Origin of the sequence: Fangia hongkongensis FSC776 = DSM 21703, from assembly GCF_000379445.1 — a bacterium.
In the GTDB taxonomy this organism is placed as follows: Bacteria; Pseudomonadota; Gammaproteobacteria; order Francisellales; family Francisellaceae; genus Fangia; species Fangia hongkongensis.
Window position 1 is genome coordinate 72616 of record NZ_KB902271.1, and the last position, 12811, is coordinate 85426.

The window sequence follows — 12811 nt, forward strand, 5'->3', positions numbered from 1 at the left end:
AATCATCACTTTTCGCCAGCAGGTGTTAAATCATCAACCTGACTTTACATATAGGCAATAAGCTGTAATTTTTAGCACACGAGTGTATAATTTGCACGGGCAATTGTCCAGTTGTTTTACTGATTGTTTTATTCAGCTGGTTTAAGCTTTTGTAAAACAGCTTCAATCATCTGATATGCATCGCTTCTTTGCGACTGCTTGATGCCATTAAACATAATGCAAAAAATATAACGCTCTTTTTTTACTGGAAGATAATAACCACATAGAGAAGTTGCGGTTGATGCAGTACCTGTTTTTGCATACACTTTCGCTTTAAGCGCGAGCAATCTATTTTTTAAAGTGCCAGAAATACCAGCAACTGGAAGCGCATTAAAGAAATCTTTTTCAGTTTTTTGCCCCTGCATTTTAAATAAAAGATCAGATAGAAAATGTGCTGAGATTAAATCTTGCTCTGATGCGCCGGCGCCATCTTCAAACTGCATTGTTGCTAGATTAATATCAAGTTTTGCCTTAAGAATCTCTGTGATGGCTTTTTTCCCACTGGCAAACGTGCCAATACCATAATAATGCTGCCCCAACGTTTTCATCAGCACTTGTGCATAAAAGTTATCTGAAATATTAAGCATATGCTTCACAAGCGCACTTAATGTGGCAGAATCATGACGCCCTAAATAGGTTAACCCACTAGGCAAACCAGTAGTTTTAACCACCTTATTTGCAACTTTAATCTTGAGAGTTGATAGAGTCTTAGAGACACTTTTTTGCATATAAGCACCAGGATCCTGTATAGCAAAATAAAACTTATAACTCTCTCGCGCCGGCAAACAACCTGACAAGATCAGCTGATTATCTTTAGTCACATTAGCATTAAATTGACAATATTGCAGCGCCTTTTGATCCGCAGCCCTAAGGTGGCTTATAACTTTCTCATTTTCATTAAGCACAACAAATTGTTTGCTTTTTTGCTGTAAAGTGACAGGGAAAGCATTTTCATTTAAATTAAAAGCCGTTACCGGTGCATTGTAATAAAAATACGCTCCACTTTGACTCACATCAATTGGATAAGCTCTGCCAGAAAAGACGCGATCAACAAGATAAATATCACCTTTAATCTCCGTGATCCCTTCTTTTTGAAGCTGCATTAATAATTGCACTAAATCTTGCGTAGTTAAACTTGGGTCGCCACTAAAATCAATATATAAATTATTAATCACATGCTTTGAGAGCCTTTTGTCAAAATAGAGCGTGGTTTTAAAGCGATAATCACTGCCAAGATAAAGAAGCGCTGCTGCTGCAGTGACAAGTTTAAACACACTTCCCGGTTGAAAGGTTTTATCCTCATGATAGAACAGTATCTTTTTACCATTTTTTGCATCGATAATCCGAAGCGCAACGGAGGTGTTTGTTAGCTGGTACGCGGCTAAGCTTTTTTCAATATCATCACGACTCAGCGCGCCATAAGCACTCCCCACTGAAAGCATTGAAAACAGCAACAAGAAGCATACAGACACACAGCAAAAATAATGATTACTTTTCATCACAATTCATCCACCTAGTTAATTCCCAATTTATCTGCTAACCGACAAATAGTCCTTTCATAAAATAAGTAGGTTAACAGGTTTATATCCATATGACAGCGCTAATATCAGCTTTATTTTATGAGCGCACCCCTCTCTACCTACTGGATCCACCCAATATCACACTGTCCCATTTTATATCACGAAAGCAATCTCTCAATCTTAGCATATAAAGTCTTTCCGCATAGCTAAAACAGCTTTGCATTAAGGACTTCAAATCATTATTACCTTTTAGCTTCATGCGACCCGTATGAACTATATCAGACCTATATTTATATAGTTTTTTTAGCTGGTTATAAATCCTTTCCCTACTCTCATAATTACTCCCCAATAACCACGCTCCTCGTGAGCGAAATTTACTTGTTGGAGAGTCACTGCCATCACTTTTATCACTCAATATCATTTCTAACGCTATACAAAGCTCAAGTAAACAGTTCTGAATATCCTCTAATTTATCGGAAAATATGGTCTTTGCTTTGCAAAGCCGTTGCACTCCGATCCTATATCTAATGATTTTATCGTTCTCCGATATTCCGAAACCCTTTATTTTATTAAAATCGCCCCATATTTTTTTTAGAGCTTCGACCTGTTCACTTGATAACACGGGATTAACAATAACTCTAGGGGACGGCATAAAAAAACCACTTCCAGACTTAGCTCCACCAAAACAAAAAGGAGTCTCACTTGAGTACGAGCTATGAAACTTACTTATAGCAACAACATTCTTAACCACATTTAAAAGCAAGCCTAAATCTGCCAAATCATTCCATACCTTCTCGGCACCAGCCTCTAATTTTTTATTTTCCACTGTTGCCCATTTAGTTTCAACGGGCATATTATCCACATAGTCATGCATAGAGTATTTCAGCATTTGAACCTTTTTTACAATAGCACAGCATTCTTTAGGCAATTGAGGGCTTATCAAACCATCCACTCTATGACGTAACAAATATTCTTTTACATTGCAATCCACCATGTTTTCTATGGGTTTAATTGTGAATTCGTCATCCAAAGAAATATCTTCATTAACTGTAACCCCAACCAGCCAAAGAGCAACTTCTACATTTATATAAGGGTCTTCACTTAAATATTTATCAAGCTTTTGATTTGCTAGCAATACTCCTTCTTCGCGAGACACCCCACCTAAATTCACCATCTGTAAATACCACTTTTTTATTGAATTCAAATCAAAGCGCCTACTACCACCCAAAGTTTTGAGCAATTGCCCATTAACTTTACTTGTTTTACCTTCCCAGTCATATCTAGATAAAGTATCAGCTATCATGCCATTAGTAGGTTGAGAATCTAATGCATCTTGGTAAAGCCTCTCCAAACGACATTCATAGTCATCATTAACGATGTGCCTATTAATGTATGTTTTTTCAATATTAATATTCCCCAGATTTGATTTACACACCATAGCTACTTCCTCTAACTTCAACTCCTATCTAAGTCATCCTAAATTCCCTACTTAAGACAGTCAAGCACGGGGATGATGCTTATTAAAAAGTTGCTGGAGCCGCACTTGTGAAATATGCGTGTAAATTGTAGTGGTTGAAACACTGCTATGTCCAAGCAACATTTGTACAGAGCGAAGATCTGCCCCATGATTAAGAAGATGTGTGGCAAATGCATGCCTTAGCGTGTGTGGAGAGATATCTTTACGAATACCGACCTCACCCACATAATGCTTAATACGGTGCCAAAAACTTTGCCTTGTAATGCCTTTACGGTGCTGACTGACAAATACTTTTTCCTCTTTCAACCCTGAAAGCCAGTCTTTTCTTGTGGTGTCCAAATACTGTATGAGATACTCCAGCGCATATTCACCCATTGGCACAAGCCGCTCTTTTGAGCCTTTTCCCATCACTCTCACAATGCCTTGGCGCAAATTGACATCATTTAACTCAAGTGAGACAAGCTCTGTTACACGAAGCCCCGTTGCATATAAAAGCTCAAGCATCGCCTTGTCTCGAAGGCCAATATCTGTAGAAATATCTGGCGCATCGAGAAGCCTTGATACTTCAGTTTCATCAAGATCTTTTGGTAGTGATTTTACCATTTTAGGCAACACAAGACGCTTAGCGGGATTATCTGACACTTTGGCTTTATCCACGCCCCATTGGTAGAACTTACGCAGCGTAGAGATAACCCTAGCATTAGAGCGTGAGCTATAGTTTTTCTGTACACGAGAGGCAATAAATCGCTGCATCAGATCAAGATCAGCTGACCAACAATTTTTGTCATTTAGAAAGTTGAGATAGTGTGATAAGTCCGTTTTATAGGAAGAAAGCGTATTTTGGCTCAAGCCTTCAGCAAGCCATAAATCCTCTAAAAAGTCATCGACAACGTCCGTATTTGCCGAGCACATAAAGCGTTATACTTTTTCTCTAATTCTCGCCGCTTTACCAGTACGTCCACGCATATAGTAAAGTTTTGCACGACGAACTCTTGCACGTCTTTCAACAACAACACTCTCAATGATCGGGCTATGTGTTTGGAAAGTACGTTCAACACCTTCACCTGAAGACATTTTTCTCACTGTAAATGCAGAATTAATCCCGCGGTTTTTAATTGCTAAAACAAAGCCTTTAAACGCCTGAACACGAGACTTATTTCCTTCTTTTACCCATACATTAACAGTAACAGAGTCACCTGGGGCAAAATCTGGAATGTCGCTACGCAACTGTGCATTTTCAACCATTTCTAAATATTTATTTTTCATTTTCAACTCCTACGTTGTGCATTCTCTATCATTTTATTTATTTTCATCATCAAGATCGTGTTTAATCTTGTCGATAATTTTTTTATCGCTGTCCGATAGACATAGGCACTCAATCAAATCTTTGCGTCTCAAATAAGTACGTTCAAGCTTTTGTTTGTGACGCCATGCTTCAATCTTTTTATGATCTCCAGATAACAGCACTTGAGGCACTGCATCACCATCATCCAGCATCTGAGGTCTGGTATAATGTGGACAGTCTAAAAGACCATCATAAAAAGAGTCTTCAACCGCTGAGTTTTCATCGTTTAGAACACCGGGCAACAAGCGGACAATACTATCCATCAACACCATTGCCGGCAGCTCTCCACCGCTTAAAACATAATCGCCAATTGAAATTTCTTCATCAACATAACGCTCAATCAATCGCTCATCAACACCCTCATAGCGTCCACAAAGCAAGATCAAAGCATCTTCTTTGGAAAGTCGTTTTGCAGTTTCCTGCGTTAACGGTTTTCCTTGGGGCGACAAGTATACAACCTTAGCGTCTTTTGTTAAAGTTTTTTTTGCATCAACAATCGCCTTTTGTAATGGCTCATACATCATTACCATCCCAGGCCCACCACCAAAGGGGCGATCATCAATACTTTGATAGCGATTTTGAGCATACGCTCTTGGATTCATCACGGTTATGTCAGCAACTTTATTTTTAATTGCCCGAGCACAAACGCCATCTTGCTGAAAAGCCTGAAACATGTCAGGAAATATACTAATCACTTTAAACTGCATTTTAAGCCTCAGACATAATCGTACTGCCAGCGCGTTAAAACCTCACGCTTATTAAAATCGACATCAATGACATAATCCTCAACAAATGGAATGAGGTATTCTTTTTTATCTGCCTGACACAAAAGCACTTCGTTTGCACCGGTTTCAATGATGTCTTTAACCACACCAAAAGATTGCCCTTTTTCATTCACGACATCAAGTCCGATTAAATCACTCCAGTAAAACTCATCTTCTGTTAGCTGAGGGAGTGCTTCTCTTGGAACACCAATCAGTGAATTAGTGAAAAGCGCTGCATCTTCTTTTGTATGAACACCATCAAATTGAATAAGAAGTTTATCCCCTAAACGTGTCACTTTTTCATTCTCAAGCAACACCCACTTATTAGATCGATGTCTTTGGATAAACCATTTCCCATAAGAAAGCGCCGTCTCAACAGAGTCAGATAATACATAGAGCTTAAGCTCACCTTTTAGTCGATAAGGCGCACCCACTTTGGCAACGGTAATCATCGTTTCTTGTTTAGGCATTTTATCATCCAGCGTCATTGCAATCATCTAAAGAAAAAAGCCCCAGTGTCTTCTTTAGACACTGAGGCTCACATCTACTTAAAGTTCTGATTATTCAGAAGCTTCTGCAGTTTCTACAACTTCTTTTTGCTCTTTACGTGCAGCTTTTACTAAAGAGGTTACACGATCAGACATTTTAGCGCCAGTGCCAACCCAGTAGTCAACACGGTCTAAATCGATACGAACACGCTCTTCGTGCTCTTTTGCTAATGGGTTAAAAAAGCCGATTCTTTCGATAGGACGACCATCACGCGCTTTACGGCTATCTGTTACCACGATACGATAAAATGGACGCTTCTTAGCACCACCTCTTGACATACGAATTACAACCATTGATATTTCTCCAAATGTTTATTTTATTTATTGTTGCTCTAGAATTTGCTCACAAACAAGTCCAATAGGTTGACAAAACTCATTTGATACAAAAACGTCGCACATTTTACACACATACAAAGAAATATGCCAGCCATTTCAAAAGGAAAGTATTAAATTGCTTTGCTAGCTTTCACAAAAAACGTGCGCTGTGCTACAATTCCCATCAATTTAAAATCCCATCATGGGTAAATGCAGGCACTAAACTATATGCAATATGATTATGACCTTATCGTTATTGGCAGCGGACCGGCAGGGGAAGGTGCGGCCATTAAAGCTGCTAAAGAAGGCTTAAGCGTCGCGATTGTTGAAGCGAATGATATTGGGGGCAATTGCACACACCAAGGAACTATTCCAAGTAAAGCACTTCGCCATGCAGTATCACACTTCTCTTTTCATGAAAAATATCATGACTATTCTTACCCACAAATGCTTGAAAATGCAGCACACGTTATCCATCAACAAACAGACCTTAAAATTGGGTTTTATAAGCGCAACCAAGTGGACATTCTTCATGGTTTTGCAAGCTTCACTGACCCACATACTTTATGTATACAACGTGAAACAGAACATGAAACGCTAAAAGAAACCTACCATGCGCGCTATTTTGTTATCGCCACAGGCTCAAGGCCCTATCATCCAAAAGATATTGACTTTTCTCACCCAAGAATCTTGGACAGTGACAGCGTGCTTATGCTTAAAGATAACCCAAGCTCTATTACCATCTATGGCGCAGGCGTGATTGGCTGCGAATATGCCTCTATTTTCCGCACACTTAAAATACGCGTGAATCTGATCAACAATAGAGAGCGCTTATTATCTTTTCTTGATAATGAAATCATTGATGCTTTAAGTTATCACTTTCGCGAGCAAGGCATTCGCACAAGGCATAATGAATATTATGAAAGCATCGTCGCTGACAATGATGGCGTTACAATGAAGTTAAAGTCCAACAAAGTTATCAAGTCAGATTATCTTCTTTATGCACAAGGGCGTACAGGCAACACAGACAAACTAGGGCTCAAAAGCATTGGCATCGAGCCAAATATTCGTGGCTCTATTGAAGTTAACGAGCACTATCAAACGCTCAAACACCCACATATCTATGCTGCAGGCGATGTGGTTGGCCACCCCTCTTTAGCTTCAGCCGCCTTTGACCAAGGACGCTTTGCTGCCACACATATCAGTACAGGAAAGTGTGATGCACACCTCATTAAAGATATTCCAACTGGTATCTACACACTGCCTGAGATCAGCTCAGTTGGCAAAACTGAACAAGAGCTTACAAATGAGAAAGTGCCTTATGAAGTTGGGCACGCCTTTTTTAAAGACCTTGCCAGAGCGCAAATATCAGGCAAAACAACCGGCATGCTAAAGATTATTTTTCATCGTGACACGCTTAAGATTTTAGGCATTCACTGTTTTGGCAGCCAAGCATCTGAGATTATCCACATCGGGCAGGCAATCATGTCACAAAAAGGCAAAGCCAATAGTTTAATGTATTTTATTAATACCACATTCAACTACCCAACAATGGCTGAAGGTTATCGCGTTGCCGCACTCAATGGACTTAATCGGTTATAAATATCATTTCGAGCGCGTATCTATGGTCACACTGGCAGATGCGCCCACTCTAAATTGAGGCACTTTTTTGATCTCTTTTGGATCAATAATAACCTTCACTGGAAAACGCTGTGTTACTTTAACCCAGTTGCCAGAGGCATTCTCTGGTGGTAGAAGCGAGAAAACACTGCCACTACCGCTACTAATACTTTCAACAACTCCATGGAGTGTGACATTTGGATACATATCCAACACAACCTCTGCACTTTGACCGGCCTTCATGCGCTCCATCTGAGTCTCTTTATAATTAGCATCCACCCAGAAGCCTGTGTTACTAACCAATACAAAAAGGCTCTGATTCTGATTGATCATCGACCCGGGGCGCAAAGAAAAATTGGTAATATAACCAGAAGTTGGTGCATATATTTTGGTGTAACTTAAGTTGAGCTTAGCTGTCTCTACTTGAGACTTTTCAGCCTCAATTTTAGATGCCTGTAACACCAGTTGACGCTTTTGTTGTGAAATACTCGCTTTCGCTGCATTTACAGATGCCACTGCGACATTATAATCCCCAAGCGCTTCATCACCACTTTCTTTTGAGGACATATTCTGGGCAACAAGCTTTGAGATACGCTTTTGTTTTTGTCTGGCGACAAACTCTTGCGCCTCTGCTTCTTTAAGCTTCGCTTCTTCAAGCCTAATAGAGTCTTCAATTGCCTGAATCTGTTGCTCGGCCAGTGCTAAATTTGCTTTGGCTTCCTGCAATGCATACTCAAAACTTTGAGGCTCTATTGTCAAAAGAAGCTGCCCCTTTTTAACTGCTTGATTATCTTCAACATAAATCTTATCAACCTTGCCTGTTACCTGCGCTGAAATATAAACGGTGTTTGCATTAACATAGGCATCTTCAGTAGATGGGTAGATTTCCGTGTACTTCACATAGATATAAAAGCCAATAATACAAAGGACAACCACGGCAAGAACAGTCGCATATTTAATCCAGCCTTTGCTCTTTTTTACTTCTTGCTCGCCTTGAGTTTCATTTTCACTTGTCATACATATCTCTTTTTATTCGTCCCTACAAATTTGAGTCATAACCTAATGATCGAAGTGCGCGCTCATCATCAGACCAATTTTCTTTGACTTTCACCCATAACTGTAAAAACACTTTCCTATCAAGCATTGATTCCATGTCTTGTCTAGCATCTGTACCAATTTTTTTAAGCTTTGAGCCCTTTGAACCAATAATCATTGCCTTTTGCCCTTTTCGCTCAACTAAAATTGTAGCATGGATTTCCATCAAGTTTTTTCCCTCATCAAACTTGCATTTATCAATTTCAACAGTTAGCTGATAAGGGACTTCCTGCCCCATGGTTCGCATCAACTTCTCACGAATAATCTCAGCAATAATAAAGCGCTCAGTTCTATCTGTTACTTGATCTGTTCCAAAGAAAAAATAGTCACTCTGTGGTAAGTACTCTGCGATTTTACTCTCTAGTTTATCAATGTAGTGCCCCTGCTTTGCCGAGATAAGAAAGCTTGCAGCAAAGTGGTATTTCTCTAATATCTCCTTTTCAAAAACAAGCGCATCATGGCGTTTTTTAAGCTGATCGACTTTATTCACAACCAAAATAACTGGCACTTTTGCTTGCGCGATTTTTTCAAGCACCCATGCATCAGTTGAAGTCCATTTCCCCACTTCAACAACAAACAAAATCACATCAACATCCTGAATAACGCTTCCTGCTTCCTTATTCATAAAGCGGTTAATCGCCTTTGGCTCATCTTGATGCAACCCCGGCGTATCAACATAAATATATTGAATATTATTCTCTGTTTTAATTCCGGTGATTTGATGGCGTGTTGTTTGTGGTTTTCGACTGGTAATACTCACCTTGTATCTCAAAATATGATTGAGCAAGGTTGATTTACCAACATTTGGGCGGCCAATAATGGCAATATAGCCACATTTTTTCATGTGTTACTCACATTAATAAGACGATGCTGTAATGCAACACATTGTATGTGGATTTCAGATTATTGTCGAATAAAATCAATCAGTCGTGTGATTGCTTCATCTAACACGGAAATATCATCGGCGCAGCTTAGTCTTAAATAACCAGAAGCACCAAAGGCAGAACCCGGCATCACGGCAAGGTGTTTTTCTTCCAGCAGTTTTAAGCAAAACTCAAGATCACTCTCAAATCCAAGTGTTTTAATGATCTTGTCTACATAAGGAAAAAGATAAAAAGTTGAATGCGCTTCAACACAACTAATCTCTTTAATTTCGCTCAGACGCTTATAGGTAAAATCAACACGCTTTTGATATAAATCAATAGCAGGCTTAAGCGCTTGATGATCAATATCAAATGCTGGAATTGCCGCATATTGGGAGATGGAAGAGGCGCAAGATAATGATTGTGACTGAAACTTTCTCATTGCATTGGTAATATCCTCAGGCCCAATAGTATAACCAATACGCCAACCTGCCATTGAATAGCTCTTAGAAACCCCATTAACGATGACATAACGATCTTTTAAATCAGGCGCCACATCCAACAAAGTAAGCGGTTTTTCACCCCAATAAAGCATGTCATAAATATCATCACTGATAATCCACATATCGGGATTGGCTCTTGCTAGCTCTGCTAACATCAAAAGCGTTTGGCGTGTATAAACGCTCCCAGTTGGATTATGTGGAATATTCAGCACCAATGCTTTGGTCTTGTTATTGATTGCTGATAAAAGCTTCTCCCTTTCTGGTTGAAAGCCATTAATATGCGTTGTCTCCACCGCAACAGGAACACCATCACTCAGCTTAATCATATCCGGATAGGATGTCCAAAACGGGGAGAAAAATATTACTTCATCTTCTGGGTTTAAGATCGTACTAAAGACATTGTGAAGGCTATGTTTGGCGCCCGTTGTTATACAGATTTCACTGCGTGAAAAAGCCATATCATAATCACGTTGATAACGACGGATAATGGCATCTTTAAGTGGCAAAACCCCATCGACAGGTGTGTACATTGTCTTATTTTCATGAATTGCCTGAATAGCTGCTTCCTTGACACTTTCAGGAGAGTTAAAACCCGGTTCACCAACTGCTAAGGAAATAACATCTGTTGCCCCTTCATTTATTAACTTTGCAGCGCGTGCAGACATTTCTGCGGCTTTAGACCCAGAAACATTATTAATACGATTACTTAAACGATGACTCACTAAACTACCCACTGTAAATATGATGTTCTTATCATAACCTGAGTATCAAGGCAAAATCCAGCTGTAAACTAGCGTCTTTTATTCTCTTCACTTTTTGAGTCTTGGAATAAAGCTGAAACTGGCATAGCCATCAGCTGTTTTAACGTCAAACGCATCCCAGATAAGCCTTTAAATTTATCTTCATCCAAGCTTAAAAAAGCCCCCATATCAGCATAACACTCAGACACACTTAGCCTCTCAAGGTTAGAGATCAATAAATAATGCCCATTCATCTGAATGATATAATTATACTTTTCTAGCTGGTTAAGCATCTTCTGTAGCCCAAGTGTACTCATATCCACCTTTGCTGATAATGCTAAAAGCGATACTCTTTTTTTATTTAATTCGGCAACATATAGTAGCTTTAACAGCTCAAGATAATGCTCAAATCGAGGCTCTTTTATACCTGTTTTTTGCTGGTGCGTTACACTGAGCGCCTTAACTGCAACCGCCCCCAGTAAAAACATCTGCCAAACGAGCCCTACCCATAATATAAAAAGTGGGATAATGGCAAGTGTTCCATAGAGCATCTCATAGGTCGGCAAATAAACAACATAAGCTGAGAAGATTTTTTTTGCCAAATCAAACACCACAGCCATTAACAGCCCACCCAAAAGTGCATGAAAAAAACGCACACGCGTATAGGGCAAAACTTGATAAATAAAACTAAAAGCGATCCAGTTAAAAATAAATGGCAACAGTGCCAACAAAGAAACATAGCCGCCAAAGCTGTGGCCAAACCAGTGTAATGATGCTATGTATGAGCTAAGTGCTAAACTGGCTCCAACTAAGATAGGACCCAGTGTTAAAACTGCCCAATAAAGTAGAATTGCTTGGACAAGCGGACGCTGCTTTTTAACATACCATATCCCATTTAATACTTTTTCCATTGAACGAATCATCATAATGCTGATAATGAACAGCACGACCACTGCCGTCACAGGCAAACCGACTCTATTATGTAAGAATATCTGCAAATATTTACTGATTGCTTCACTGGCGCTTGGGATAAAATTTTGCACAATAAACTCTTGGAACTCCGACTGCAAATCTTTAAATGCCGGCAGCATACTCAAAATGGACAATGACACCATTAAAAGTGGCACCACTGCAAAAAGGCTGCTTAGCGCTAATGCTGAAGCTTTATTAAAGCACCCTTGATAAAAATATTCTCTAAACACCCATACCCAATAGGTTGAAAATCTTTTAATATGTTTCCTATATTGCATAAACAGGTGCCCTTTTATTCATAATGGCAAAGCAAATACTTATCCTCTATTATAGTCAAGGCGGTTCGACAAAAGCAATCGCAGAAAAAATAGCACAAGGTGTAGAACAATCAGGCCTTGATGCAATTTTAAGAACCGTTCCAAATATTTCAGCCAACTGTGAAAAAACAAAAAGCGACATTCCTGAAAGTGGCGCAATTTATGTTACTAAAGAGGATATCAGAAATTGCGATGGTATTATTCTTGGTAGCCCAACGCGCTTTGGTAATATGGCAGCACCCCTTAAATATTTCATCGACACAACAAGTGACCTTTGGTTTGAAGGAACGCTAATTAACAAACCTGCGGCCTTTTTTACATCAACAGCGAGCTTGCACGGAGGTCAAGAAAGCACACTTATATCAATGATGTTGCCTCTATTGCATCACGGTGCGGTTATTGTGGGTATCCCCTACAGTGAAAGTGCACTACAAAACACGCTAACAGGTGGCACACCCTATGGACTTAGTCACTTTGATGGCATCAACTCAGACAAGCCACTCTCTAGAGATGAGATTCAATTGGCAAAGGCTCTGGGTAAGCGTGTAGGTGAGGTTGCTAAAGCTTTAAATACTGGAAATACAGATCTCTAACAGAGAAACAAAGGCGCTTGTTAGCAGCTTAACAAAATTTGACTTCTTATAAATTTTAGCGCTAAGATACGCCCCATAGCGACTTTTGTAATGACAAGAC

Annotated in this window: 13 protein-coding genes; 2 read left to right on the forward strand and 11 right to left on the reverse strand. The window is 39.5% G+C overall.

All coding sequences use genetic code 11. The features are described 5' to 3' along the window. Positions 1-128: 128 nt before the first annotated feature. From dacB to rpsP, 7 genes are all read right to left on the reverse strand, one after another. The gene (gene dacB, locus A37Q_RS0110975) at positions 129-1538 is read right to left on the reverse strand and encodes a D-alanyl-D-alanine carboxypeptidase/D-alanyl-D-alanine endopeptidase (protein ID WP_018300321.1); all 1410 of its coding nucleotides are present in this window, start codon (positions 1536-1538) and stop codon (positions 129-131) included. Between the two features lie 136 nt (positions 1539-1674). Beyond that, positions 1675-3018 carry a HEPN domain-containing protein gene (locus A37Q_RS0110980; RefSeq protein ID WP_154648682.1) on the reverse strand — a complete coding sequence of 448 codons (1344 nt, stop codon included), beginning with the start codon at positions 3016-3018 and terminating at the stop codon, positions 1675-1677. A gap of 39 nt (positions 3019-3057) precedes the next feature. After that, positions 3058-3948, reverse strand: a complete 891-nt coding sequence (gene xerD / locus A37Q_RS0110985; RefSeq protein ID WP_018300323.1) for a site-specific tyrosine recombinase XerD — start codon at positions 3946-3948, stop codon at positions 3058-3060. A gap of 6 nt (positions 3949-3954) precedes the next feature. Next, positions 3955-4302, reverse strand: a complete 348-nt coding sequence (gene rplS / locus A37Q_RS0110990; RefSeq protein ID WP_018300324.1) for a 50S ribosomal protein L19 — start codon at positions 4300-4302, stop codon at positions 3955-3957. Between the two features lie 33 nt (positions 4303-4335). Then, complete coding sequence (gene trmD / locus A37Q_RS0110995; RefSeq protein WP_018300325.1) at positions 4336-5088, reverse strand: tRNA (guanosine(37)-N1)-methyltransferase TrmD; 753 nt, start codon at positions 5086-5088, stop codon at positions 4336-4338. 8 nt (positions 5089-5096) lie between these two features. Further along, the gene (rimM, locus tag A37Q_RS0111000) at positions 5097-5615 is read right to left on the reverse strand and encodes a ribosome maturation factor RimM (protein ID WP_026196659.1); all 519 of its coding nucleotides are present in this window, start codon (positions 5613-5615) and stop codon (positions 5097-5099) included. 90 nt (positions 5616-5705) lie between these two features. Further along, positions 5706-5987 (reverse strand): 30S ribosomal protein S16, encoded by a 282-nt coding sequence (gene rpsP, locus A37Q_RS0111005; RefSeq protein WP_018300327.1) that lies wholly within the window; start codon positions 5985-5987, stop codon positions 5706-5708. 249 nt (positions 5988-6236) lie between these two features. Here rpsP and sthA point away from each other — a divergent pair, with 249 nt between their 5' ends. After that, complete coding sequence (sthA, locus tag A37Q_RS0111010) at positions 6237-7610, forward strand: Si-specific NAD(P)(+) transhydrogenase (protein ID WP_035405270.1); 1374 nt, start codon at positions 6237-6239, stop codon at positions 7608-7610. A gap of 3 nt (positions 7611-7613) precedes the next feature. On the opposite strand, the gene A37Q_RS0111015 is transcribed toward sthA, so the two are convergent. The 4 genes from A37Q_RS0111015 to A37Q_RS0111030 all read right to left on the reverse strand — a co-directional run bounded on the left by A37Q_RS0111015 (position 7614) and on the right by A37Q_RS0111030 (position 12079). Beyond that, positions 7614-8645, reverse strand: a complete 1032-nt coding sequence (locus tag A37Q_RS0111015) for an HlyD family secretion protein (RefSeq protein WP_018300329.1) — start codon at positions 8643-8645, stop codon at positions 7614-7616. A 22-nt stretch (positions 8646-8667) separates the two neighbouring features. After that, on the reverse strand, positions 8668-9567 hold the full coding sequence (gene era, locus A37Q_RS0111020) for a GTPase Era (protein ID WP_018300330.1): 900 nt from the start codon (positions 9565-9567) through the stop codon (positions 8668-8670). Positions 9568-9626: 59 nt separating this feature from the next. Beyond that, positions 9627-10811: a pyridoxal phosphate-dependent aminotransferase gene (locus A37Q_RS0111025; RefSeq protein ID WP_018300331.1), complete on the reverse strand. Its 1185-nt coding sequence runs from the start codon at positions 10809-10811 to the stop codon at positions 9627-9629. A 68-nt stretch (positions 10812-10879) separates the two neighbouring features. Next, on the reverse strand, positions 10880-12079 hold the full coding sequence (locus tag A37Q_RS0111030; protein WP_018300332.1) for a YihY family inner membrane protein: 1200 nt from the start codon (positions 12077-12079) through the stop codon (positions 10880-10882). Positions 12080-12099: 20 nt separating this feature from the next. Between A37Q_RS0111030 and wrbA the strand changes: the two genes are divergently transcribed. Then, on the forward strand, positions 12100-12711 hold the full coding sequence (wrbA, locus tag A37Q_RS0111035; RefSeq protein ID WP_026196661.1) for an NAD(P)H:quinone oxidoreductase: 612 nt from the start codon (positions 12100-12102) through the stop codon (positions 12709-12711). Positions 12712-12811 lie beyond the last annotated feature (100 nt).

Bases quoted from the DNA above. Each gene is read 5' to 3' on its own strand.
- rpsP (WP_018300327.1), bottom strand. From the start codon at position 5,987: ATGGTTGTAATTCGTATGTCAAGAGGTGGTGCTAAGAAGCGTCCATTT.
- A37Q_RS0111030 (WP_018300332.1), bottom strand. From the start codon at position 12,079: ATGCAATATAGGAAACATATTAAAAGATTTTCAACCTATTGGGTATGG.
- trmD (WP_018300325.1), bottom strand. From the start codon at position 5,088: ATGCAGTTTAAAGTGATTAGTATATTTCCTGACATGTTTCAGGCTTTT.
- A37Q_RS0111015 (WP_018300329.1), bottom strand. From the start codon at position 8,645: ATGACAAGTGAAAATGAAACTCAAGGCGAGCAAGAAGTAAAAAAGAGC.
- dacB (WP_018300321.1), bottom strand. From the start codon at position 1,538: ATGAAAAGTAATCATTATTTTTGCTGTGTGTCTGTATGCTTCTTGTTG.
- xerD (WP_018300323.1), bottom strand. From the start codon at position 3,948: ATGTGCTCGGCAAATACGGACGTTGTCGATGACTTTTTAGAGGATTTA.
- rimM (WP_026196659.1), bottom strand. From the start codon at position 5,615: ATGCCTAAACAAGAAACGATGATTACCGTTGCCAAAGTGGGTGCGCCT.
- era (WP_018300330.1), bottom strand. From the start codon at position 9,567: ATGAAAAAATGTGGCTATATTGCCATTATTGGCCGCCCAAATGTTGGT.
- rplS (WP_018300324.1), bottom strand. From the start codon at position 4,302: ATGAAAAATAAATATTTAGAAATGGTTGAAAATGCACAGTTGCGTAGC.
- sthA (WP_035405270.1), top strand. From the start codon at position 6,237: ATGCAATATGATTATGACCTTATCGTTATTGGCAGCGGACCGGCAGGG.